Source organism: Teredinibacter turnerae T7901, assembly GCF_000023025.1.
GTDB classification, from domain to species: Bacteria; Pseudomonadota; Gammaproteobacteria; order Pseudomonadales; family Cellvibrionaceae; genus Teredinibacter; species Teredinibacter turnerae_B.
In genome coordinates this window covers 287,252-310,481 of record NC_012997.1, presented here as the reverse complement: position 1 = coordinate 310,481, position 23,230 = coordinate 287,252, and the positions used below count along the sequence as shown (strand labels likewise).

The following is a 23,230-nucleotide window of genomic DNA, read 5'->3' as shown; positions in this document are numbered from 1 at the left end:
CCCCAGGGCACAGAACTTGCAAATTTGAGCGACAAAGTCACTTAAAAGCATTGCCTCGAGTGCACGGCTGTGGACATTCCCAACGGCAGCACAGGCAAGCTATTCGGTTACGGCAACCATATTCAGCCAACAATTAACGGCCGGACCGCGTTTATACCAGGAACCTGCATGCCCCGTTTTATAAAAGGCTACGTGCATTACGTCGAATTGTTTAATCGGCGTATTGGCCGACTGATGATGTATGGCATTTTTGCCATGGTCGCAATCCTCATGTGGTCCTCTATTTCCAAAACTTTCTTTCTACCCTCGCTCTGGACGTTAGAAGCCGCACAGTTTTCCATGGTTGTCTACTATATTCTCGGCGGCGCCTATGCGATGCAGTTGCGCGCGAATGTACGCATGGATCTGTTTTACGGCGAATGGTCTACCAAAACCAAAGCCTGGGTCGATGTATTTACTATTTTCTTTTTAATTTTTTATTTGGGTGTTTTGCTCTACGGCGGCTTTGAAAGCACCTCCTACTCCTTCGAATACGACGAACGCAGCCGCACAGCCTGGCGGCCTTATATGTGGCCAATTAAAGCCATCATGTGCTTTGGACTGGTGATGATGATCCTGCAGTCGTTCGCTGAGTTATTTAAAGATATTGCCCGCATTCGAGGAGAAAAAATCTGATGTCCCACAGCATGATCGCCACCATGATGTTTGCATTGATGATGCTGTTAATGGTTACTGGCCAGCGGGTATTTGCTGCGATTGGCGCGGTAGCCGCCGTTGCTGCACTGCTGCTCTGGGGCACAGGCGGTGCGGATATTCCGTTTACCGCCGCCATGAAACTCATGAAGTGGTACCCGCTACTCACCTTGCCCATGTTTATTTTTATGGGCTACATATTGTCGGAATCAAAAATTGCCGACGATCTCTACAAAATGTTTCATGTGTGGATGGGCCCGGTGCACGGCGGGCTCGCAATCGGCACTATTGGGTTGATGGTATTGGTATCGGCGATGAACGGCTTGTCGGTGGCGGGCATGGCGATTGGTGCCACTATCGCGCTGCCTGAGTTATTGCGCCGTGGTTACGACAAAAAAATGGTGACCGGCGTTGTACAGGCTGGCTCGTCGCTGGGCATTCTTGTTCCGCCATCGGTGGTGCTTGTGCTGTACGCGATGATCGCACGCCAGCCAGTGGGCCAGCTCTGGCTCGCAGGCATAGTGCCGGGGTTGATAATGGCTGCACTGTTTATTGTGTATATCGCCATTCGTTGCCGGATGAATAAAGAACTTGGGCCGGTGCTACCGAAAGAAGAACGCCAGGTTAGCATGGCCGAAAAGCTGCGCCTGTTGCGCGCGGGTTTACTACCTCTGGGCATTTTCGCGGTGATGATGGTGCCTTTCGTCAACGGTTGGACCAGCCTCGTCGAGAGTTCCGCATTGGGAGCGATGGCTGCCTTACTCGCGGCGATTTTCAAAAAGCGCATGAACAAAGTGGTGTTTGAAAATTCGGTGCGCAATACGCTGGCGATTTCCTGCATGTTTATGTGGATTATTCTTGCCGCTCTCGGTTTTGGTGCTGTCTTCGACGGCCTCGGTGCGGTGAAAGCCATTGAAGCGCTGTTTACCGAGCAATGGGGTTTAAGCCCCTGGACCATTCTGATTTTAATGCAGCTTTCGTTCATTATCATGGGAACCTTTCTCGATGATACCGCCATGCTGGTTATCGTCGCTCCCCTGTATGTTCCCCTGGTGCAAGCCCTCGGTTTCGATCTTATCTGGTACGGCGTGCTTTATACAGTTACTACGCAAATCGCCTATATGACGCCGCCTTTTGGCTACAACCTGTTTCTGATGCGCGCGATGGCGCCGCCGGAAATCAGCTTGCGCGATATTTACGGGTCGATCCTCCCGTTTGTGATGATTATGGTTTTCGCTCTGGCGTTAATCATGGTGTTTCCACAGCTCGCTCTGTGGTTGCCTGAATATGTGTATCAAAAATAGTGCGTCCGCGCGCAATCTTTAAAAAACTGCCAACCACAACAACAGGAGCAGCCCATGAAATCCAGACGTAATTTTATCGCTTCCGCTGCAGCGCTTGCCGGTGCTGCCACTCTCACACCGCCGCGCCTGTACGCCGCCAAGCCAAAAATCAAATGGCGTATGCAAACCTACGCTGGCCCGGCATTGGCAGAGCACGTGGTTAAGCCTGCAATCGAAAGTTTTAACCGCATTGCCGGTGATGAAATGCAAATTGAGTTGTATTTTGCCGACCAGCTGGTGCCCACAGGGGAACTCTTCCGCGCGCTCAAAAAAGGCACGCTGGATGCAGTTCAATCCGACGATGACTCCATGGCCTCCCCTACGGATGTGACCGTATTCGGTGGTTACTTCCCCTTCGGCAGCCGCTACTCGCTGGATGTACCCGTACTGTTCAATCAATACGGGCTCGGTAAAATCTGGGAAGAAGAATACGCAAAAGTGGGCGTTAAACACTTGTCGGCCGGAGCCTGGGACCCTTGTCACTTCGCCACCAAAAAACCGATTAACAGCTTGAAAGATTTAAAAGGCTTGCGCGTATTTACCTTCCCCACCGCTGGCCGCTTCCTTGCGCAATTTGGTGTTGTGCCGGTATCGCTGCCGTGGGAAGACGTAGAAGTTGCAGTACAGACCGGTGAGCTGGACGGTATCGCCTGGTCAGGCATTACCGAGGATTACACGGTTGGCTGGGCTAATGTGACCGACTATTTCCTCACCAACAATATTTCCGGCGCCTGGATAGGTTCATTCTTCGCAAATATGGACCGCTACAATGAGCTGCCGGATAAATTAAAAGAATTGCTGAAGCTCACAATGGACAGCTCACACTACTATCGCCAGTGGTGGTACTGGGGTGGCGAAGCCAAGCTGCGTGTCGATGGCACCAAGATGAAATTAACCAGCATTCCCGACGAAGAGTGGGATCAAGTTGAAGCCGCTGCCCACGTTTTCTGGGACAAAATTGCGAAGGAATCCAAAACCAAAGCGAAGGTGGTGGAAATTTTCAAAAAATACAATGCCGATATGGCCAAAGCAGGTCGACCTTACCGGTATTCTTAAGCTATTTGAAAACCAAATATGCAGTCGTAAAAACTGCGTATCGATTTAACTCTCAATTTTTTCTGGTCTACCTTAACCGCGTGTTTAATTGCACCTTGCGCGGTTTTCTTTGCCCTCTTCGGAGGGCCTTTCTTTTCCAGTTGAAAACCCGCCTTTGTTTGTCGGCTGCCTGCTTTTTACTTAGCGGTGAATAATAGACGCGCGCAGGGGAGCGAGCCGAGCCAGCAAACGATTTTGCGTTACCACGGAAATCCGGTTCTCGTTCATCGCATCGATCAGCAGTTCAACCACTCGATTAAAATGGGCTTCGTCGATGTGCATACCTGTGTGAATGTCTTCCATCGAATCACCCGAATAGCTGCACGGTCCATTCGCTAGGCTACACAAGTGCACAATAAAGAGATCGCGAAAGCGCGAGACCTTAGCATCTTTAAAAAAAGGCAGCATCGCCGGGTCCTGCCCGATATTGTGAATAAAACTATCCACCAAGTTTTCCAGCCCTTGTTGACCGCCAAGGTCGGCATACAATGTATTGCTGTTGTTTCGCTCCGGCGCGTGGCTGCAAGCACCAATACCGATAAAAAATATAACCGCAATCCACAAGCGATACATTACAGGTTCCCCATTAAAGACAAGTACCAACCCGTTTGCTCAGCTGCACCAGCTATTGAACCTAAATCCAGATAGGCCGCAGTGACATTGACCCGCTTGTTGGGGAACCACGCAATAAACGCATCCTGCCAGGCCTGTTCACCCAGGCCCAGATTATCCGGCTTCTGACGATATTCGTAGCCCAATGCCCAATTGGGTGAGACAAACAGCGCAACAGACGTTTCAAGTTGAAAAGTATCGGCGGTACTCAACGTATGTTCGCGACGACCAAACCCCAATAAACCCAACTGGTTTGCGCGGGTATTGCGCACGCTCACATTCCAAAAAACATTGCGACCTAAAAGCGCCGCAAGGTGCAGTTTGCTGGCGGCGAGATAAAAATCGGTGCCGCTTTTTTCTTCCGCGCCCAGGGCAAACGCGACGTCGGAGTCCAATAGCTTTTTATGCTGCACACCGAGCGAAACCTGTGGCCAACGGCTGTAAACAATATCGCCATATAAACGAATTTTGGCAGACAAAATATCTTGCGATATATCGGTTTTCAGTGCCGGAACTTCGAACGTCTGGCGTGCGTAGGATACTTCGACGCGATCAAAAAAATTAGCCTGCAAACCGCAGACGTCGAGCTGATAGTCGGTGATGTCTGCGCGACTGCAAAAGCCGCTCGCACTCCAGCTGTTTTCTGTTGCGTAACCTGCAAGCTGCGCCCAAGGCACAATTCCGCCGCCCCCGGCACCTTCTACCTGGGAAACCCCGGGCGTAGCTAATAATTTGCCGCCCGCGATTGCCTGTGCACTGGAAACCAAGCCAGCGATAACCACACTGACCAGCGCCGCTCTACGCATGTTTACGGGGATTTTCATGATCTAGCAACCAGGGTCGAACAGCATCGACAGAAAGTGGTTTGGACAGGTAATACCCTTGAATGTAATCGCAGCCCATCTCTCGCAGCAGTTGTTGCGATGCCAGGTTTTCCACCCCCTCGGCCACCACACTCAAGCCCAGGTTATGGCCGAGGTCGATAGTGGAGCGCACGATCATCTGATCGGTGTCCGACTCATCTAATTTGAGAATAAAGCTTTTATCAATTTTTAACTCGTGGATGGGCAGTTGCTTTAATTTGCCCAACGAGGACTGGCCAATTCCATAGTCATCTACCGACAGCGTGTAGCCCGCATCGCGCAATTGCTGCATCAAGGCAACACCGCGCTCCTCATTGCTCATTAAATCCCGCTCGGTAAGTTCGAGAGTAATAAAACGCGCATCTACCCCGTGCCGCTGAGTACTGGCTTGCAAGCGATTGAAGAATTCCGGATGCATTAAATCCTGCGCCGAAATATTTATCGCGACCTGAATACTAATGCCCTCCTGCTTCCAGGCAGCCAGCTGCGCCAGTACAGAATCGATCACCCAGTGGGTGAGTTCCAAAATTAAACCAGCTCGCTCGGCCAGTTCAATAAAAACATCCGGCGGCACAAATCCGGTTTTAGGGCGGACCCAGCGTATCAACGCCTCCAGCTTTTCAATACGATTATTCGCCAGATTCATTTTTGGCTGATAATTCATGAACAATTGGCCGTCGTTGGCGTTAAGTGCAACTTTTAAATCCTCCACCATGGACAGCCGTTCCATGTGAGCTTCGTCTTCCCCTGCCTGATAATAACGCACGGACAAACCTTGTTTGCGTGCGGTATCCAGCGCAATTTGGGTGCGACGTACCAGCGTTTTTCCGGTGTTGCCGTCCTCGGGAAATCGGCACACACCAACACTAAAGCTAACGTATAGATTCAACCCATGAAAAATAACTGGTTCACCGAGTTGATCCAGGATTTCCGCGAGTTTTTCCGCACAGGGGACATCTTGCGGACATACCGCCAGCGAGAGAAACACGTCGCCTTCAAGCCGGCCATGTTTCGCCAGGTTCCCGCCAAACAACCGGCGCAAACGGTCGGCAATTTCTTTTAAGCAGGCATCTCCCGCATCGAACCCCAGATTATCGTTAATACCCTGCAAATCCCGCAGCTGCAGCGCAAACAAATAAAAAGGTTGCTGGTCTTTTACCACCAGATCAATGGCTTGCAACAGGGTATCGCGGTTCATTAGCCCGGTGAGTAAATCGTGCTGCGCCTGGTACAGAATGTGCGCTTCGCGGTTTTTAATTTCGCCCACCATGTCGTTGTAGGCATGGAGCAGTTCGCGAATTTCTTTGCTGCCGCCTTTAATCGCGATCTGACTATTAAAGTCTCCACCGGCGAACCGGCGCACTTTAATCGCGAGGCGAGCCAGGGGCACGGTGAGGTTGTTGACCAGCAATATACTCACCACCAAACCCAGCGCGACTATGGCGAAAGCGATAATAATGGTGGTGAATACCAGGCGGTCAAAATTGTAGTAGATACCGGTAAGATCGTCGCTGAGCACCACCGACAAGGTTTGCCCTCGCACCGAGGGAATCTGGCGTTGGCTGTTGGCGAATGTCGGCCGACTCCAAAACCCCCAGCTGCGCTCCACATCATTCAGGTTGCGGTGAATTGCAGCGGTGTCGCCGGCGAGTGAACTGACCAGAACCTCTCTGTCGTGATAAAACGTAATATCCAGCTCGGTCAGCGCTTTTAGCTGACGCGCGTCATTTTCATCAATCTCGAAACCTACGATGGCATAGGCGATGGTGACTGGCGCGCGCACCGGCAACGCAATCACCTGGTACAGACGGCCGTCGGCCTCAGCAAAAACCGTAACACCCAACTGCTGCACAAGGCTGGCGACCAGACCTTCGAAACTGCGGTTTTCAAACTCAGTGCCTTCAGTGTTTGAAATGATTGCACCATTGCGGTCGCTGATTACCATAAGGTCTGCGTCAATGCGGCCAGCCTGGTTGGCCAGCGCGCTGGCAATGGTCGATTGATCGCGAGTCGCAACCGCCTGTTTGAAACCGTAGTCTGCAGTGAGCACCTGAGCCGCTGTCGACAACAGTTCCGCTCTAGTGGAGGAATACTGGCTGAACACCTGCGTGGCGCCATTGACGGTAATGCGTATGTGTTCCTGGGTATAGCGACTGCTGAACCACCAAAAGCTACTGAGCACCAAAGTACAGGTGACAAGCACCAGCCCGATACACAGCGCGATTACCTGATGACTCAGCTTATTCACAATTCATGGTGCTCCAAATCGATCGCCGAATGTATCTCGGGGCGCTGGCTGAGTGGTGTGAACCATAATCGTATGCGTTGTTTCCGCGTCGAGCACGTGTCGCGCACGCACCTCTGGGCCACCACTTTGCAGCGGATGCCATACATACACATGCCCGGGTATTTCATCGACATCAAAATAGACCTCGCCAGCGTCGGTGGTCATTGCACTGGGTCCCTCGGCCACATAGATGTACCCCACCATCGAATCGTGAATATTGCAGCCGAGCAGCACCACACCAGCGGTATCGAAAATCACCGGGTTTTTGGGCTTGCCCGCGTACAGTTTTAACTCAAACGTTTTCGCAGGAGAAAACGAATAGACGTGATGACGGATATTGTCGCTGTTCGGGAAGCTGACCGCTCGCCCCCGCTGTATTAGCAGCAGCTCGGGCACGAAACGCTTGTCTATTTGATCCATAACCGCCGGTTGTCCAACAACGAGAGGCGCCTGAACGCCGGGCAGTTCAACAACCGCGCCACTGAGCGGCCGCATCTGCGCATCGACAACCTTCACCGTTATGCGCGAATTGGCGGCAGCCGCCTGATGTGCGAGCATGGAGGCTAAAATTAGCAGCGCAGGAAGCGCCCACCGCGAAACCATAATTACAACCTGTGTTAGAACGACAAAAATGCCCCGGTTAAGTATGGTCACCGGCTCCCAATAATTCAAAACCTCGAATAAAAAAGCACCATGAATCAATCTTTTACTTCTATTCGGTATATGGCCTTGCTTGCGCTGGCACTGCTTGCTCTCGCCGGGAATTCGTTACTCTGCCGCGCCGCCTTGCTGACCTTTCACACAGATCCCGCCCTGTTCACCGGATTGCGCATAGCATCCGGCTGCGTCGCCCTGGCGTTGTTGGTCTGGCTTACGCAAGGCAAACACGTGCCTGCAGCCGGCAAAAGCGCGGCAGCATACACGCTTTTGTCGGCATCGGTGCTCTACCTCTACTTTTTGGGCTTTTCCTACGCATACATAACGCTGGATACCGGTACCGGTGCACTGGTGCTTTTTGGGTGTGTGCAATTAACTATGAGTGTTGCCAGCCTCTGGCGCGGCCAGCGCCTGCAACTGACCCAATGGGTGGGAATGAGCCTCGCTATGAGCGGCCTCTACCTGCTGGTAGCCAAAGGGATCAGCGGTGGCGAATGGCACGGCTACGTATTTATGGCGGCAGCGGGGCTGGGTTGGGGCATCTATACCCTGCTTGGACGCAACTCGCTGGCACCCGTGCGGGACACCTACCGGAACTTTCTAGCCTGTCTGCCCCTGTGCGGCCTGTCGTGCGCCGCGTTGCTAAGTTTCGGCTACCCGCTGGAGTGGCAATGGCATTGGGGAGGCCTGTTGGCGGTCTTGTCTGGGGCAATAACCTCGGCCCTGGGATACGCGCTGTGGTTTTATGTCGTACGGGATTTGGACCGCGCCAGCGCCGGAATATGCCAGCTCACGGTGCCGTTGCTCGCCGCTGGTGGCGGTGCATTACTGCTGGGAGAACCTTTCACCGCGACTATGTTTATTGGTGCGCTGCTTATACTCGGCGGCGTACTCCTCAGCCTGCTCACCGCTCCCAGGCGCCAAGCCACGAACGCAGCGCCAGAGCCGTGAACTAACCGATACCTGCAGACTCTGAGACTGTGCTCAGGTTTTGCCCAGCCCGGAGCATAGGGTACTATTGCTGCGACAATTAAGCAGGCCGCAAATTAACTGTGTGCTCTCGAAATTGCATCGCTTTGCGCTAGTGCGCTCACTGCGAGGTTCACGTAAAAAACCAATAACAAAACAAGGTTCAGCCCAACCTAAACGAAATCCAACGTTACACACGAGGACGACGATGAAAATAATAACGACGGTTGCTTTACTCTCTCTCACGCTAACATTCTCGCAGGCTCAGGCTGCGAAAAACTCAGAATCTTTTGAGATGAAAGTCGACAAGGTAACCCTGCTCAAGGGTTTTATACTTAAAGGGCTCGCCCTGGAAGCGACGGTAAAACAAGGCTGTATCGCCAGCCACGACATCTATCAGGTTTACCGCGATGGCAAAAAAGTCTATGAAACCAACACGCAAATACTCGACGTTGAAGGCCAGGAGGCCTATGAAGCCAAAGCTGGAGATCACACAAATTTTTATGCACCCGATGCCAAAGAAGGGCAGATTATTGCCGGCGACATATTAAAAAGCTCTGTAACTCACTGCAAAGCCGCAGCGGAGTCACCCCAACCAGCAAAGGCCGCAAAATCCTGATGCATGTGCATCTGCGTATCGAGGGTGGTCGCTTGCCATCCTCGCCTCCCATTGGCCGCATAGTGGCGCTGACGCGCCCTTAAATTAACCCCAATACACGTTTAATATGTTCCGCGTTTTCAGCTCACTGACCGTCTGCCTGTCCGGCTTTATTCTCTGGGTGATCTACCTCGCCAATACAGGCAGCCAGAACCCGCTGCTCGCTTTGGTGCAACAAATGCCCTACGGAGATAAGATCGGCCACCTGTGCTTGTTTGGCTCGCTGAATTTTGTCGCCATACTTGGGCTGCGCTTTCATCGTATACGCTACCGAAAACTGTGCATTTACACAGCGACGGCCGCGCTTGCGGTATTCGTATTAGGAGAAGAAATTACCCAAGTCGCCAACCCGCTGCGTACTTTCGATTGGCTGGATCTCAGTGCCGACGCGCTGGGAATAGCCTTGGCCAACCTGGCCGCCTGGGGCGCACAACGCAGACTCGCGGCCAGCGCCACAACAGCCATTCCCCCAAAAGCCATGCCCCCAGAAACCATGCCCCAAAAAGAGAGCATCGGGCATGGCCCATAGCGGCTTAGGCAGACGCGACGCAAATGTAATGGCTAGATTCCTCGCCCGCTGGGGTGGTTTCTTAATAATGTTGGCGGCGCTGTGCCAGGTGATATCGACTAATGCAGCGGATGCCACGCTGTCAAACGCACCGCCCTCCCGCCTGGAGCGGCTGTACCTACAGCATGCTGCGCCGCTGAGCGGCAAATACACGGCTAAAAACATCGCCGTTGTTATGTTGTTTGCCCGCCATGCCCAGGAAAAGAGCTTACCCGCTTTACGCGCCCAACTCGCTCACGATCTGCTCCCCATTTTTTCCCAGGAGCCGGACCTGTTTGTCGACCAGCTGAAACAGCTGCCTAGTTTGACGCAACCTGTTTGCGAACTCTTGGGCGCATTTGCACAAACACAACAAGATCCAGCACACCACCGGCAACTACCTCCAGCGCTGACAGCAAAGCTGCATGACGTCCTACCCGAACAACAGGCCCGCGCCTGTCTGGCAGAAATTACAAAAGCGAGCGCACAATCCTAGGTCGCGCCTATCAAAGCACTTAGGGTTAGGGCGATTGCGCAAACACCTGACTATTTAGGATAACCAGGTCTCAAATTTTCACACTGGGCCACCGTGATCCCCGTTTGCTTTTTAAAACCCTGAGCTATTGGGCGATTATGTTTTTAGAGCAAACAACATCACAAAACCCCCTCTTTGGCGCTTATTTTCGCGAAAAAGCGCTGCATACCGTAAAAATACAAAAATATTATTTATTAAAAAATAAATATTAATAGGGTCAACGTATTTACATGAAATTGACAACGTTGTCTTCGCGCAATACCGTCTGACAACGTTGTCTTTTCTGGCACAGCCATTTCGAAGTAGCGGCCGACAAAAAACAACCGGGCTAGACGACAAATATCGAAACGCAGGCGTTTTCGCCTGCTAAGTACCCAGCGCAGGTTGTGCAAGCGTTGCGGGCTCCCCCAACCTACCTTGAACAGAGGTCGATATGACATATTTCAAGATGCTTTCAATCGTGATTGCCAGTGCAGTAGCGGCGAACACCTACGCCGTTGATTGCGGCGGTCTCGATAATTGGTCCAGCGGCAGTGTGTACGTGGGCGGCAATCAGATTCAGTACAACGGCAGTGCCTACCAGGCCAAATGGTGGACAACCAACGAAGATCCGGCCAGCAGCAGTGTTTGGCTCAACCTGGGCCAGTGCGACGACGGCTCTACCGGCGGCAATCCTAACACCGGAAACTGTGCAGGGCTTAGCGTATGGAACAGCACCATCGCCTACGGCGGCGGTGACTACGCCATCTATGACGGCGTTAAATACCGTGCGAACTGGTGGACTCAGGGCGACAACCCGGCAACGCAAAGCGGCCCGACCGGTTCTGGCCTGCCCTGGACAATGATCGAGGATTGCGAAGGCGATACCGGTGGCCCAGGCGGCCCTGGCGAGAATTTGTCGCCAACAGCCACTGTCAACGGTCCCTACACGGCACAGGTGAATACCGGTGTTCAGTTCAGCAGTGCTGGCTCCGGTGATACCGACGGTGGTATCGCCAGCTACTCATGGTCCTTCGGCGATGGTGCCAGCAGCAACGCCGCCAACCCGTCGCACAGCTATTCGCTTGCCGGAACCTACACGGTCAGCCTGACAGTCACCGACGATGACGGCGCCGACAGCACTGCAACAACCTACGCTACGATCACCAGTATCGATACACCACCGCCATCCGGCGACAAAAAGGTGATTGGCTATTTCACAGAATGGGGCGTGTACGGGCGCGACTATCATGTGAAAAATCTCGTTACCAGTGGTTCCGCCGATCGTCTTACACACATTCTCTACAGCTTTGGCAATACCACCGGCGGCCTGTGCAGCGTGGGTGACACCTACGCCGCGTACGACAAAGCCTACTCAGCGGCAGACAGTGTGGACGGCATTGCCGACACCTGGGATACCGGTGCCCTGCGCGGTAACTTCAATCAACTGCGCAAACTGAAAGCCCAGTACCCCAACATTAAAGTGATCTGGAGTTTCGGTGGTTGGACCTGGTCCGGTGGTTTCAGTGCCGCCGCCGCAAACCCGCAAGCCTTCGCTGAATCCTGTTATAACCTGGTTAACGACCCGCGTTGGGCGGGGGTATTCGACGGTATTGATATCGATTGGGAATACCCGAACGATTGTGGTCTGAGCTGCGATAACAGCGGCTATGATTCCTACCGCAACCTGATGGCAGCATTGCGCGCGCGTTTCGGCAATCAACTGGTCACCTCGGCTATTACTGCCAGTGCCAGCAAAATGGATTCGGCAGATTACGGCGGCGCCGCCCAATATCTGGATTTCTTCATGGTAATGACCTACGACTTCTTCGGCGCGTTCGCCGCTGCTGGCCCTACCGCACCGCATTCACCGTTGTACGATTACCCGGGCATGCCAATCGCAGGCTTCTCATCACACACCGGCATTCAAAAATTGAAAAGCCTGGGGGTTCCGTATGAGAAAATTTTGCTGGGCATCGGGTTTTACGGCCGCGGTTGGACCAATGTTGCACAGGCGGCCCCCGGTGGCAGTGCTGGCGGCGCAGCACCAGGGACCTACGAGCAAGGCATTGAAGACTACAAAGTATTGAAAAATACCTGCCCCGCCAGCGGTACCATCGGCGGCACCGCTTACGCCTATTGCGGCGGCAACTGGTGGGGCTACGACACACCCTCCACCATCGCCGGCAAAATGAATTACGTAAACCAGCAAGACCTCGGCGGTGCATTTTTCTGGGAATTCAGCGGCGACACCGCAGACGGCGAACTGATCCGCGCAATTTCAGAGGGGCTTTAGTTCGCTGACAATTGTTCGCAAGTAATGATGCGCAAATAAATTTTTAACGTCGGAAGGCGAAGCGCTCAGGTGAAAACCTGGGCGCTTTCAACTCAACACTAATAGAACTCTCACCTAACCCAATTGAACTGAATTGAATTATTGTGCAAACTGCATGGTATTCGTCTCAAAAAAACCTTGGCTTTTAAAACTCTTGCAACATAAGAGGAAACCGACCATAGCACGCCACTAATACAACTTACCTACTTTACTCACCAGAACAGAATCTGAAACGTTATTGTATGAAATTTTTTCTGAGAAAATGATTCACGCGTGAAAGAGCGCTGTAAGCTGATATTGTTTATAGCATAGCCGTACAAATAAAGTAAGGAAAATATCGAGCAACTTAATTTTCATTATTTATGATGAGCGCATAGCCAGCAGATATTTTCATTTTTTACTTCGCCATATACACGGAAATTGATAATTTCATTATCAGCATAAACAATACCCAAACTCACCTACACTGATTTTTTATCAATTCCTATACAATCGTATATAATAAATTCTTGGCTCAGTACCGCATCCCGAAGTCAGATTTTCATCAAACCAAATTTGAACATCATTTTGTGTCGCTAGCGCTGCAAGAACCACACTGTTAATATCGCTATTTTCCACCTCAGCTATTCTAAAGCGCCTTGAAAGGCCCGTATCGTTTTCCAGAAACTGAACTGTTTTGCATGCTGGGGAGATATGTCCATCTGAAAACACAATCTTCCCCTTATTCGTGCTTTCAATAGTAGCGCCTACCATCACTGAATATAACAATAAACCGCCAAAAACTAATATTTTATTTGACACAATAAATCCTCAAACAAATCAAAAATACTAAAAAATATATTTATATATGCTCTTAAATGATGATTTAATACAAAAAACAAGAGATTTTTTAAACGCACGTGTATATATCTCACCCCACCTCCGGTCAAGCGTAACCCAATACCATAAGCAGTACTAGATTTTACGTCCAAACCCTTAATCTACGAGCACCGCAGCATACGTAACATTAATCCCTTCATCCGGCATTTAGGCAGCTGTTTGCTATGATCCTGTACGAAATCAAGACTTAACAGCTGCTCACTAAAGCAGAATATGTTTTAAGATTTATGCGTACTTTAGCCACAACGCCAACAGACTTCATCCACGCCCAAAAAATAAATTAAACACAAAAAAATTCTTTCACAAATAGTTTTTTTTATTTTATATACACACCATAAATATAACATAAGCCCCACCCACTATAACCTTCGTCGGTATTATCGAACTGATACAGCGGCTTTATTTGCTTCTCTGACATGTGCGCAGCAAGAATTGTTGAATATAGCTTATCAATATTATCGCCCTTCAAATAGGCTGCATTATCATTGTAACAACCAGTCATAGAATTGGATCCAAGATACACAAAGACAGTTCCATTATTTTGAGCGTAAATTTGAGCCACTTTCGTCCACTCACCAGCCTCATAAGCATTAGAAAATACGGTTACCCCCAAAAACAAAACCCCAATCAAATATTTTTTTAATTCCATACTAATTTTCCCGTTAAAAGTGATACAAAAAACGTTTACATCCCTGAAAACACCACTTAATGGCTTTAGAAAAAATAGCAACCTGACTCTACTAAATTGCCGTTTTTATAAGAACCCAGTGAGATCGGATAACCAAAACTGCAAGCGAAATTTTACGGCAGCAATTCATCACAGAACATTAAAAATAAAAGTTTCTACGCATTACAGGTCAAGATAAAAAATATTTATTTATGAAATAAATTTTATCCTACCAATGATAGGGATATATCCACACTCTGCAATGTATATTTGCATTTTCGATTGCGATTGCATTCTCGCCGCAACAATCGCAAAAGGTGTAGAATACGCGGCCTCCGCACCTGGGCTAACTTTAATAAGAAAACCGCCATTACAAGAACACCCGGCTTCTGTAACCGGTATTTCCGCACGAGCAGCGCACCCCCTAATAGTACCCTTGGAGAGTCAAACTTCCAACATTGCGATATCAACGTCTTTTGTAATTGAAAAATCAACGTCATCAACTGCTTGATCAGCAATTAGGGAGTACGAATAAACTATAGAAAATAAAACCATTCACTCTTTCACTTCTATCTCATTTACGTGATAGAAGTTAAAAATAGTGTATACAATCCTGCTTGGCGTATATTTAGCTGCGACAGCGATACGATATTAGATATGCTGCACAAAACCATGAAAGCTCAGCTAAAATACAACCTTTACAATTGAGTTTTTGAAAAAAAATAAAATATTGCTTTGACAATATGAAACTACGCGACCACTCCAAAAACCAATCTGATTGAATAAAAAAAGACCTGCATATCGCAACTACCGGGAATGAGCCATTCGTCAACGACAACCAAACAAAGCCCATTGGCGTCAAGTTTAAAAAATAATCACTCTATAATAGAACCGCACACGCGCACCTTTGACTAGAAGCGAATTTAATAGATTAATAGTAGAGAAGCCTCTATTCTAGACACCAAATAGATACTCAAGTTAATCTGAACCTTACCAAGCCCCGTAGGAAGACCAATACATAGGACACAATGCTATTGCAACTGTATCCACAACATACTGGGCCAACCCCCGTTTAAAGCGCAGTTTTCATTATCTATTTGAAAACGAATGTTAGCACCACTTACCTTAGCCATTAGCGCTATAGATGCGGCAAGCTGTACCGCCTCAATATTCGAAGAATTAAATACAGCGCCAGCCCACGAACTCGCGCACGATTTGGGATTAGGATTAGACGCAGTTCTAATAAAAAGCACACCGTCTTTCTGAGTAGTTACTTCGACAACTGTAGACGAGTACCATGGCGACGCTGCACGCACATGGAAAGAAGAAAAAATTGAAATTAAAATAGTCGAAATACACATTATATAAAACATGAGGTTGCAACCGATATAGCTTTTCATAAATATCAATCTTCCTTAAAAACTCAAAGAATATCCACCCAACATTGTCGCACACACCCACTCAATGCAATCATTAATAATATGCTAATTATTTAGAGCTTTACATCCAGAGCATCTCACTTTCCATGCGCTATTTTTGCTGGCATGTACTAATAGTAGTTATGACTACAGAGCGAACCCAATACGTGAGCAATTCCCTTTTTATTTTTCACTTACAAGCATTGCCATTTAAAACACCAAATTAATAAAATTCGTTTATCTTAAAAAAATAGTGACAGTTTAGTATTGAGGAAAGGTTCTTACCGCCAAAGGGGCTACTTGTAGATTATATCCACTGCAATCAAAACCGTCGGGATATCTAATCACCACTCTATTGTTCGCCATTTGCGCCGCCAATAGTGCAGAATACATTTTTTCAGTCCAAACGGAACTAAAAAAACCGACAAGATGCCAATTTTGATTTTCGAGCAATACGAGTACTTTATCCTGCTCCACTTGAAGGTGGACAACTTTGGCTGCAGGGCAATCTACCGCGTAACTTGAGTAAGAAAAACATGCAAAAAGAATAACAAAAAGTAGTTTCAACATATTCGACTCCCTAAACATCAAATTTGACTGCAAATCCAACTCTTCGGAAACTGAGCAGCAACTATTCCCAAGTCAAGCCTACAAACTAAACTCTTCTATGACATTAAGGCTGAACTGGATTAGATTCCCAACCTTTACTTTACGAGAAGAATAGTTTTAAAACTCAACATTCGAACAATATGAGCTGATCACCACTTGTTCTCTACCGTAGGCAACCAGACATACTCTATATTGGAACGATACTATACCAATTATCATCCATACACGAGCTAGTTCAGGGTAAATACTCCATAAATCCAATCTCCATCAATACTAACTTTGGCAATCTTTAGCATAAGCCAAATACTTTACTGAAATATACTACATTTTATTTCAGTAAAGCGCCCGGCAGGCGCCGCATTAGACAATAACAATAAAATGATAAGTACATTTGGCATAAATTCCACAACAGCATTTAAATATCCCGCCAGCTAGACGTAACTCCTTAATACACTGCCTTTTTAAAAAAGATGCTTACTCTGTACCGTTTTAGTGTAATCAGAAGCTCTACCAATATAGATACTATCGCAGCTGAAAACTCAACCAATTAGCCAATTACGATAACGGTCCTGACGCTCCAGTTTTCACATTGTAATAATTAAATAGCAGCAAAATCTTCATAGACACTACATGCCAAATTTTCCGCCGCCATATACTTAACATGAAATATTTAGCATATTTCAATCAAAAAGAATTTGCGAGACTGTCTGGAACACAAACAATGTAAAACACCAATTCATCTAGCTTAGCGAAGAGGATAGAGTAAACATGAGAAAAGTGGTAAAAATCCGCCAGCCGAAGGGGATTTGGAAATCAATGGAGAAGAGAATAAAGGTCGCGCTATCTTAAATCAGTTCTGTTGCGGAGGCATCAGCCCATCGCTGTAAAAAACCTTGCCGGTTTTGTCGATGATGATGCACTCAAAGTTGGCGAGGCTGTTGACCAGGGCCAGGCCCTTTTCTACTCCAAGAACAAATACGCTGGTGGACATGGGATCGGTATCGCTACCGCGCGGGCCGAGGATGGTAACACTTACCACGCCCTCTACCGATTTGCCTGTGCGTGGGTTGATGATGTGGTGTACCCGCTCTCCGGTTTTTTGATCGATAAAATAGCGTTCGTAATCACCAGACGTGGAAATGGCGGTATTTTCCAGCGGCAGAAGTATCGCCGCTTCGGCCTCCTCTTTACCGCCGTCGCGCGGGTTTTTAATGCCGATAATCCAGGGTTTGCCGCGCTTGTCGCCGACAATCTGGCTATCGCCGCCCGCGCTGATGGTAGCGTTGCGTACACCGGCGTTTTCCAACAGCTGTGCTACCCGGTCAACCGCATATCCCTTGGCAATACCGCCCAGGTCGATGCGCACATTATCATGTGCGTAGGCGAGCGTGCCTGCGGTTTTATCCAGTTTTAGCCAGCGATAATTGATCGCAGGTAAGAGCGCGCTGCGCTGTGCTTCAGACGGCTGTTTTTTTTCGCGGTAATCGTAGAACCAGCCGACGGACGCGAATGTAATATCGAATGCGCCATGGGTTAAATGACTGAAATAGAGCGATTTATCCACCAGAAACAGCATTTCTGATGAAATTTTTTGCGGGGCTTTTGCGGCGAGGCGATTAAGTGTGGCCAGTTCGCTGGATTCGATCCAGGGGGAGAGTTCGCGATCCAGACGGCGCATTTCTGCCATGCCGTCGGCTAATAATTGTTGCGCTTGCGCCGGGTCGTCATGCCAGAAAGTAATACTAACCTCGGTGCCCATGATGCCCTGGGTATCGCTGTACCACTCGCAATGGGCATGCGCGCTGTAAATGCCAGCCAATAAGATTACACACCGTGCTGCCAGTTTCTTCACGCGCTTACACCTTCCTAGGGCCACATAACCCGGTATACGCCTGGCTCTAGCTCTTCACCCACCAGTTGTACCGCGCCTTTGATCAGGTCTGGCGCCAGGGGTGCGGGTTTTACCGTGCCCTGGGTTTTCCACCCCTGCTGCATATTCCAGGTTGCACCCATATCGACCGCGACAGGCGCATCAATATCAAATAATTTTGCCGACACTTCACCATTGCCCAGCCCGTTGAGATTCGCCCCATAAGAGCCGACCGCCAACCAGGATTCACCGGTATAAACGCTGCCATTCAGCCAGCTGGCGCGCGCATCCAGCGCCTCAACCTGCATATTTTTAACCTCTGCGCTTAACACGTTAATAGAGGCCTGACCGCTAATTTGCACCGCGATTAATTCGTTCACAGGGTCGACACTGGTTTCCAGCATCAGGTCTTTTATCTTGCTGGTGCCAGTAATGCTATGGCATACGGTTCCGTCCAATTGCAGTCCTGGACGCACAGCGTTGAGCTTGACACAGGGGCTCAATAAAACCAGAGACAGCGGATCGAGGTCCCAGGTCACGTTACCCAGGGGGATAGCGCTCTGCGGCAAATCCAGCTGACCGCTGGCCGCCCGTCCGTGCCAGAGCGAGCCTTCAACGCCCGTCAACCACACGTTCGGCACAGCCGCGTGTACAGCGCTCGCCGCCAGCTCTGCTGGTGCGCGAGATAAAACCAGGTAGAGAAAATAGCCGATAAAAAACAGATAGATCAGGGGCTTGAGAAGTGTGCTGCTGACTGTCATGAAAAAATCGCTTTGGTTTATTCGCGGTGCAGGCGAATGTTGACCGACACCAGACCTTCGTTGGAACCAGTGGCTACGGAAATATCTTTAACTTGTAGGCGTTGGCTGACTTCAATGTCGTAGAGCCAGGCCAGCAAATTGTCGAACGGCACTTGCTCCAGGCGCAAACGCACATCGTTGGCGCCACTTGGTTGCATGCCGGTCATGCGCAAACTGTTTTGCTGCAAACTGCTGTTAACCACATCCACTAGCGAGCGGCCATTGTCGCTGCTATCACCATTGCCCTCACGATTCACCCAGGTGGCTGCCAGTTCGCGCACGCGCTCCAGCGCTTCAGCCTGCGCCATATTGCGATGCAGTTGGTTATCGCGCATTTCAGTCACGGGTTTCAGCAATACCATGTAGCATAAATACAGCAGTAAAATGCCGCCGCCGATAGCGAGTGACAACTGGTCTCGCGTAGAGGCTTTATTCCACCATTCCTTTAATTCGTTCATGGGGTCACAACCTCCGCCACTTTCATCCGCGCCGACTGCTTGTCGCCGCGTGCCTCGACGCGCAGCAATTCGGCGACAAAGCCTTTTTCCGTAACAGTGGAGCGCAGCCGCTCCAGATCTTCGAAACTACCTGCCTCTATATTTAGGGTGAGTTCTCGCTGATCGCTGTTATAGCGGAAACTGCTCACAGTAATACCCGCAACCGATTTCATGGTGGACGCAACGCCGTTAATTAACGCCATTAAATTCGTCGGTTCAGCACCACCCTTCAGGTTTTTCACCAACGCCCGCAGCGCGCCTTCCGGATCACCGCGGCGCCCGTTCGGCACCGCCTGCAAATACACGTCGTTCATTTGATCAACGAGAACCCGCTGTTCCTGCTTAGCAACCTGGTACTGAGCGAAGGTAATTGCAACCGCGATTAAATAAGCAGCGGCGACAGCAATCATCGGGATTTTCCACAATTCGATCCAGCGCTTAAATGGCAACTGGCGGGAGAAGGCCCCCGAACGCATATTGATCGACGGCGCTTGAGCAAGATCCAGCCAATCCCAAAAGCTACCAATTTCTTCGCTGATTTCCGGCCCGTTCTCCTGGGTCCACACCTCAGGTAGCCAGCTGCGCAACTCGGCGAGCGCGGTTTCGTCTTCTGCGACCAGGCTAATGGTTGCGGTGAAATCGAGGGCAGTTTGCTGTTCCGCCAAAACCTGCGGAGCAAGAAAAGTTTCGACGGCAAAACCGGTGTATTCACCCGTGCGCACCACGACCCGATTCGCTTCGCGAATAATAGTGACGCCATTGTTCAGGCGACGCAGGCACAAGTAGTCCGCAGCGACCGTGCGTACGTCCAGACCCTGCGCGGTTAACTCTTCGAGTGCTTCGGCAATCAGACGGGTACTCGCGTAGCAGACGGGCACACGGTTTTCAGTGAGAGTACCGAAAGCCAGATGAATATCGTCGATGTTTTCGATCACCTGCTCTTCAAGTTCAAATGGCAGTAATTTAGCCAGATGACGCTTTTCCTGCGCATCGACTTCCAGCTCGCAGACCACCACATCCTGACCCGGGATCAGCAGGGTAACGGGTACACTTTTGCCCGCCAGTGATTCTGCCAGAGCTTCATCATCGCCGGTGTGGTAAACATCGCTATACCACTGACCGTCGGCATTTGCGCGCCGCCATTGCCAAAGGCCGTCGATGGTTTGTCGGGCAAATATTTTCTCAGCCACGCTAACTCTCTACTTTAGTTTTTATAAGCCACTGCAACGCCATTAAAAATTTGCGTCTGTACGTCTTATGGTTGTTACTTCGGTGCCATTTCGGTACAGCAAGGCTTTGCTGGTACGGATATGTTCACCCACCTGGGTTTCACCGTAAAAAATAAAATATTCCGTAAATACGCCTAATCCATCGGCGACAAAATTATTTTTTCCATTGTCACTATCGGGAAAAAACTGTTTGGCATCCGCAACGAAATCTTCGACTTTGTCGTAGCCCCCGCCTGCGCGATTTTGTGCAAGTACATCCCCATCTTCAATGCTGAGTGGGTAGAGATCGTCTTGCCGGTTCAGCGTCCGCAGCAGCTCAGCGGGCGCCGTGTTAATATTCATTGTCTGGTTTTCCGGTAGCGCAATCACCAACGGCAACAGTTTTTCATATAACACCGGTGTCATGCCGCGAATCAGATTCAATTCCGTTACGCTGGCCATGGGCCCGTTGGGTACGGTGTAGGGCGGATCGAGTTGCCCGTAAAAATCGGATTCCGCACCGCCAAACCCAGTCACATTGGCGTCGTTATCAAGCCAGTCGATTACCGCTTCCGTAATATTTTGCGCGGTAGTTGAATCCAGATATAAAGGTGACTCTTCGTCGCCAAGATTCACACTTTGCAGCAACCGAATAAAACGGCGTTGCGGTGCGGTAAAATGCTTGTATATCTCAGCAGAGCGACGCGCTTTATCGTCGACCTTCGCCCGCAATTGATTAACGTTAAATCGCGCCTGGGCATCTTCCAAACGACCCGACACCCAACCTTCGTCAGTCGGAAATTCAGCCGCCTGTGCGGCCCAGAATTCGTCGAGCGAGTCGACCTGCACGCCTTTGCGGTTATCCTCTTCTTTATCAAACTTCAATGCCATAAAGGCAAACTCTTCCGCGCCCTTTAAATAGGCGTTGGCCTGCACCCCGTACCATCGGTTTTCGGCGCGAGTAATGGCGAGATCGAAACGCCAGCTCAGCTCCACTGAAATAGCGGTCACTATTGCCACGACCAGTAACGCCAACACCAGCGCCATGCCACTTTGCTTTTGCGTCTGCATCGAACGAACCATTAACCCTGAAACTTGCCTGGCGCCAAGGTAAATAACCGCTTTATCTCGCCGCGGTCTTTTAACTCGATGGTAATTTCAATGGCGAGCGGCAATTGATCCGGCGGCCCGTTCGGCCATTCTTCCACCCAGGGACCTTCTTTGTACCCTTTCGCCTGATTGTTGCCAGGTAAAACCTGAATTTTCAGGTCATCTACGCCCGCCATCACTTTTTGTTTGCGCGCATAGTCTTCATCCACATTGGCCGGGTCCATCCAGCTATATCGCCACAAGATATTATCCTGGTCCAGTTTGTAAGCCACACGCGCAAGCTCCGTGCGCGGGAAATGCAAGGGATTCGCCCAGCCGCCGCGCATCAACACCAGCGAAAACTCGCCGCCGTAGCTCACCTGCATCGCGGGCAAAACACCGTTATAGTCGGTACCACCCACGCTGGAAAACGCATTTTCGGAACCGCGGGCATAGCCGAGCGCATTATTTAAATCGTTCTCCATCATCAACCAGATGCGATCGAGCCGCTGAATGTCTTTCATGCGGTCTTCGCTCACCTCGCGGGAACGATCGCTCACATTCAGCGCACCAAAAGCCATGGTCGCGATCATCGCCATCACAAAGGTGGCAATCAGCACTTCCAACAGGGTCATACCCTGCTGCTTACGGCTGTTGCTGTACGGTTTGCTGCTGCTTTTCTTCATGTAACAGGCCTGCCACGCTCGCGAGAATATCGTCTTCGGCGTTACCAACGCGCACTTCGAGGCGATACATATTGCCCAACTCCGTTGGGCGCACTTCCGGCTTCACTTCCCAGTACCAGTCTTTGCCGGCGTATTCTTCTTTATCGTGTTGCTCAGTTCTGGGAAACGTTTTTTTCAAACGGTAATCCAGAAAAATTTCTTCCAGTTTGTTTTGCGCAATCCAGTAGGCGAAGGTTTTCTCTTCGATATTGCCCGTGTTGTCCGACACCGATTGCACGCGCTCAACCAGCGCCACCAGCGTCACGCCCACAATTACCAGCGCGATCATCGCTTCAATTAACGTAAATCCGCGGTTCGCCTGTAGCATCACTGGTAGCCCATCTCCTCATCGAGTTCCGCCATGGCTTCCGCCTGCTCTACCCAAATGACTTCGCCCCACTCGTTAACCGCCACATGCTGGCTTTCATCGGAGAAATCATTGAGAGTGAACTCGATCTCAAACTGGGTCATATCACCGCCGGGATAAAACGCAATTGCCGGCAATTTCACTTTGGGTGCGTCTTCCCACTCCCACAAATTGCCTTCGATTGTTACGTACAACTGGATCGTCGGTGGCAACTCCACTGGAGGCAGCTTTTCGTAGTCGACCCAGCCTTGGTAGGTGAGTTTTTGCCAGCGAAACCGCCAACCGGCATCCAGATTTTCCTGCCAGCCTGGCGGCTCCAACAGCAACCCCATAGGTTCGTTACTGATCACCGCCATTTCACCTGCGTGATCGGCATAAGCGGTGAATTTCTCCACCACTTCTTTTAACTCTTTTTCCGGCCCGCCACTGTTGATAGCCAGGGTTGCACCGCCCATAGCTACTGCGATCACCACCATGACAATCAAAATTTCCAGCAACGTAAAACCGGAATGCCGGGACATCACCATG

Annotated in this window: 23 protein-coding genes; 8 read left to right on the top strand and 15 right to left on the bottom strand. The window is 50.1% G+C overall.

Annotation, left to right across the window (positions count from 1 at the left end; genetic code table 11):
• Positions 1-69: 69 nt before the first annotated feature.
• Genes TERTU_RS01330 through TERTU_RS01320 form a run of 3 tightly spaced genes read left to right on the top strand, consistent with a single transcriptional unit; the run spans position 70 to position 3,092 of the window.
• Positions 70-675 carry a TRAP transporter small permease subunit gene (locus tag TERTU_RS01330; RefSeq protein ID WP_015820099.1) on the top strand — a complete coding sequence of 202 codons (606 nt, stop codon included), beginning with the start codon at positions 70-72 and terminating at the stop codon, positions 673-675.
• Positions 675-1,997 carry a TRAP transporter large permease gene (locus TERTU_RS01325; RefSeq protein WP_015820653.1) on the top strand — a complete coding sequence of 441 codons (1,323 nt, stop codon included), beginning with the start codon at positions 675-677 and terminating at the stop codon, positions 1,995-1,997. The genes TERTU_RS01330 and TERTU_RS01325 overlap by 1 nt, the downstream gene beginning before the upstream one ends.
• A 54-nt stretch (positions 1,998-2,051) precedes the next feature.
• On the top strand, positions 2,052-3,092 hold the full coding sequence (locus TERTU_RS01320) for a TRAP transporter substrate-binding protein (RefSeq protein ID WP_015818897.1): 1,041 nt from the start codon (positions 2,052-2,054) through the stop codon (positions 3,090-3,092).
• 180 nt (positions 3,093-3,272) lie between these two features.
• On the opposite strand, the gene TERTU_RS01315 is transcribed toward TERTU_RS01320, so the two are convergent.
• Genes TERTU_RS01315 through TERTU_RS01300 form a run of 4 tightly spaced genes read right to left on the bottom strand, consistent with a single transcriptional unit; the run spans position 3,273 to position 7,496 of the window.
• Positions 3,273-3,704: a group I truncated hemoglobin gene (locus TERTU_RS01315; RefSeq protein WP_015819459.1), complete on the bottom strand. Its 432-nt coding sequence runs from the start codon at positions 3,702-3,704 to the stop codon at positions 3,273-3,275.
• The gene (locus tag TERTU_RS01310; protein WP_015818311.1) at positions 3,704-4,567 is read right to left on the bottom strand and encodes a DUF3034 family protein; all 864 of its coding nucleotides are present in this window, start codon (positions 4,565-4,567) and stop codon (positions 3,704-3,706) included. The genes TERTU_RS01315 and TERTU_RS01310 overlap by 1 nt, the downstream gene beginning before the upstream one ends.
• Positions 4,542-6,854, bottom strand: a complete 2,313-nt coding sequence (locus TERTU_RS01305; RefSeq protein ID WP_015818698.1) for a putative bifunctional diguanylate cyclase/phosphodiesterase — start codon at positions 6,852-6,854, stop codon at positions 4,542-4,544. The genes TERTU_RS01310 and TERTU_RS01305 overlap by 26 nt, the downstream gene beginning before the upstream one ends.
• A gap of 3 nt (positions 6,855-6,857) precedes the next feature.
• Complete coding sequence (locus tag TERTU_RS01300) at positions 6,858-7,496, bottom strand: methylamine utilization protein (protein WP_228378233.1); 639 nt, start codon at positions 7,494-7,496, stop codon at positions 6,858-6,860.
• Positions 7,497-7,586: 90 nt separating this feature from the next.
• Between TERTU_RS01300 and TERTU_RS01295 the strand changes: the two genes are divergently transcribed.
• The 5 genes from TERTU_RS01295 to TERTU_RS01275 all read left to right on the top strand — a co-directional run bounded on the left by TERTU_RS01295 (position 7,587) and on the right by TERTU_RS01275 (position 12,534).
• A complete protein-coding gene (locus TERTU_RS01295) occupies positions 7,587-8,501 on the top strand; it encodes a DMT family transporter (protein WP_041590008.1) in 915 nt (304 codons plus the stop codon).
• A gap of 226 nt (positions 8,502-8,727) precedes the next feature.
• Complete coding sequence (locus tag TERTU_RS01290) at positions 8,728-9,138, top strand: hypothetical protein (RefSeq protein ID WP_015818125.1); 411 nt, start codon at positions 8,728-8,730, stop codon at positions 9,136-9,138.
• Positions 9,139-9,244: 106 nt separating this feature from the next.
• Positions 9,245-9,706 carry a VanZ family protein gene (locus TERTU_RS01285; RefSeq protein WP_015819612.1) on the top strand — a complete coding sequence of 154 codons (462 nt, stop codon included), beginning with the start codon at positions 9,245-9,247 and terminating at the stop codon, positions 9,704-9,706.
• Between the two features lie 28 nt (positions 9,707-9,734).
• Positions 9,735-10,220, top strand: a complete 486-nt coding sequence (locus tag TERTU_RS01280; RefSeq protein ID WP_228378232.1) for a hypothetical protein — start codon at positions 9,735-9,737, stop codon at positions 10,218-10,220.
• Positions 10,221-10,692: 472 nt separating this feature from the next.
• Entirely contained in the window at positions 10,693-12,534 is a 1,842-nt protein-coding gene (locus tag TERTU_RS01275) for a glycosyl hydrolase family 18 protein (protein ID WP_041590006.1), read from the top strand.
• A gap of 516 nt (positions 12,535-13,050) precedes the next feature.
• Here the strand turns inward: TERTU_RS01275 and TERTU_RS01270 are convergent.
• The 11 genes from TERTU_RS01270 to TERTU_RS01215 all read right to left on the bottom strand — a co-directional run bounded on the left by TERTU_RS01270 (position 13,051) and on the right by TERTU_RS01215 (position 23,223).
• Complete coding sequence (locus TERTU_RS01270) at positions 13,051-13,374, bottom strand: hypothetical protein (protein ID WP_228378231.1); 324 nt, start codon at positions 13,372-13,374, stop codon at positions 13,051-13,053.
• A gap of 394 nt (positions 13,375-13,768) precedes the next feature.
• Positions 13,769-14,101 carry a hypothetical protein gene (locus TERTU_RS01265; protein ID WP_015820059.1) on the bottom strand — a complete coding sequence of 111 codons (333 nt, stop codon included), beginning with the start codon at positions 14,099-14,101 and terminating at the stop codon, positions 13,769-13,771.
• A gap of 1,697 nt (positions 14,102-15,798) precedes the next feature.
• A complete protein-coding gene (locus tag TERTU_RS01255) occupies positions 15,799-16,107 on the bottom strand; it encodes a hypothetical protein (protein WP_015819845.1) in 309 nt (102 codons plus the stop codon).
• An 889-nt stretch (positions 16,108-16,996) separates the two neighbouring features.
• Positions 16,997-17,998, bottom strand: coding sequence for an FAD:protein FMN transferase (locus TERTU_RS01250; RefSeq protein ID WP_015820201.1), 1,002 nt, complete (start codon positions 17,996-17,998; stop codon positions 16,997-16,999).
• Positions 17,999-18,012: 14 nt separating this feature from the next.
• Complete coding sequence (locus TERTU_RS01245) at positions 18,013-18,777, bottom strand: type II secretion system protein N (RefSeq protein ID WP_015820753.1); 765 nt, start codon at positions 18,775-18,777, stop codon at positions 18,013-18,015.
• A 17-nt stretch (positions 18,778-18,794) separates the two neighbouring features.
• Positions 18,795-19,274 carry a type II secretion system protein M gene (locus tag TERTU_RS01240; RefSeq protein WP_015820445.1) on the bottom strand — a complete coding sequence of 160 codons (480 nt, stop codon included), beginning with the start codon at positions 19,272-19,274 and terminating at the stop codon, positions 18,795-18,797.
• Complete coding sequence (gspL, locus tag TERTU_RS01235; RefSeq protein WP_015820365.1) at positions 19,271-20,503, bottom strand: type II secretion system protein GspL; 1,233 nt, start codon at positions 20,501-20,503, stop codon at positions 19,271-19,273. Before gspL ends, TERTU_RS01240 begins: the two co-directional genes overlap by 4 nt.
• A gap of 42 nt (positions 20,504-20,545) precedes the next feature.
• On the bottom strand, positions 20,546-21,592 hold the full coding sequence (gene gspK / locus TERTU_RS01230; RefSeq protein ID WP_015819515.1) for a type II secretion system minor pseudopilin GspK: 1,047 nt from the start codon (positions 21,590-21,592) through the stop codon (positions 20,546-20,548).
• Positions 21,593-21,603: 11 nt separating this feature from the next.
• Positions 21,604-22,296, bottom strand: a complete 693-nt coding sequence (gene gspJ, locus TERTU_RS01225; RefSeq protein ID WP_015820620.1) for a type II secretion system minor pseudopilin GspJ — start codon at positions 22,294-22,296, stop codon at positions 21,604-21,606.
• Positions 22,256-22,663, bottom strand: coding sequence for a type II secretion system minor pseudopilin GspI (gene gspI / locus TERTU_RS01220; RefSeq protein WP_028875750.1), 408 nt, complete (start codon positions 22,661-22,663; stop codon positions 22,256-22,258). Before gspI ends, gspJ begins: the two co-directional genes overlap by 41 nt.
• Positions 22,663-23,223, bottom strand: coding sequence for a GspH/FimT family pseudopilin (locus TERTU_RS01215; protein WP_228378230.1), 561 nt, complete (start codon positions 23,221-23,223; stop codon positions 22,663-22,665). The genes gspI and TERTU_RS01215 overlap by 1 nt, the downstream gene beginning before the upstream one ends.
• Positions 23,224-23,230 lie beyond the last annotated feature (7 nt).

What these genes read in the sequence shown, in the direction of transcription:
- TERTU_RS01240 (WP_015820445.1), bottom strand. Translation starts at nt 19,274, where the DNA reads ATGAACGAATTAAAGGAATGGTGGAATAAAGCCTCTACGCGAGACCAG.
- gspK (WP_015819515.1), bottom strand. Translation starts at nt 21,592, where the DNA reads ATGCAGACGCAAAAGCAAAGTGGCATGGCGCTGGTGTTGGCGTTACTG.
- gspJ (WP_015820620.1), bottom strand. Translation starts at nt 22,296, where the DNA reads ATGAAGAAAAGCAGCAGCAAACCGTACAGCAACAGCCGTAAGCAGCAG.
- TERTU_RS01310 (WP_015818311.1), bottom strand. Translation starts at nt 4,567, where the DNA reads ATGAAAATCCCCGTAAACATGCGTAGAGCGGCGCTGGTCAGTGTGGTT.
- TERTU_RS01245 (WP_015820753.1), bottom strand. Translation starts at nt 18,777, where the DNA reads ATGACAGTCAGCAGCACACTTCTCAAGCCCCTGATCTATCTGTTTTTT.
- TERTU_RS01300 (WP_228378233.1), bottom strand. Translation starts at nt 7,496, where the DNA reads ATGGTTTCGCGGTGGGCGCTTCCTGCGCTGCTAATTTTAGCCTCCATG.
- TERTU_RS01280 (WP_228378232.1), top strand. Translation starts at nt 9,735, where the DNA reads ATGGCTAGATTCCTCGCCCGCTGGGGTGGTTTCTTAATAATGTTGGCG.
- TERTU_RS01295 (WP_041590008.1), top strand. Translation starts at nt 7,587, where the DNA reads ATGAATCAATCTTTTACTTCTATTCGGTATATGGCCTTGCTTGCGCTG.
- TERTU_RS01325 (WP_015820653.1), top strand. Translation starts at nt 675, where the DNA reads ATGTCCCACAGCATGATCGCCACCATGATGTTTGCATTGATGATGCTG.
- gspI (WP_028875750.1), bottom strand. Translation starts at nt 22,663, where the DNA reads ATGCTACAGGCGAACCGCGGATTTACGTTAATTGAAGCGATGATCGCG.
- TERTU_RS01290 (WP_015818125.1), top strand. Translation starts at nt 8,728, where the DNA reads ATGAAAATAATAACGACGGTTGCTTTACTCTCTCTCACGCTAACATTC.
- TERTU_RS01265 (WP_015820059.1), bottom strand. Translation starts at nt 14,101, where the DNA reads ATGGAATTAAAAAAATATTTGATTGGGGTTTTGTTTTTGGGGGTAACC.
- TERTU_RS01215 (WP_228378230.1), bottom strand. Translation starts at nt 23,223, where the DNA reads ATGTCCCGGCATTCCGGTTTTACGTTGCTGGAAATTTTGATTGTCATG.
- TERTU_RS01315 (WP_015819459.1), bottom strand. Translation starts at nt 3,704, where the DNA reads ATGTATCGCTTGTGGATTGCGGTTATATTTTTTATCGGTATTGGTGCT.
- TERTU_RS01320 (WP_015818897.1), top strand. Translation starts at nt 2,052, where the DNA reads ATGAAATCCAGACGTAATTTTATCGCTTCCGCTGCAGCGCTTGCCGGT.
- TERTU_RS01285 (WP_015819612.1), top strand. Translation starts at nt 9,245, where the DNA reads ATGTTCCGCGTTTTCAGCTCACTGACCGTCTGCCTGTCCGGCTTTATT.
- TERTU_RS01275 (WP_041590006.1), top strand. Translation starts at nt 10,693, where the DNA reads ATGACATATTTCAAGATGCTTTCAATCGTGATTGCCAGTGCAGTAGCG.
- TERTU_RS01255 (WP_015819845.1), bottom strand. Translation starts at nt 16,107, where the DNA reads ATGTTGAAACTACTTTTTGTTATTCTTTTTGCATGTTTTTCTTACTCA.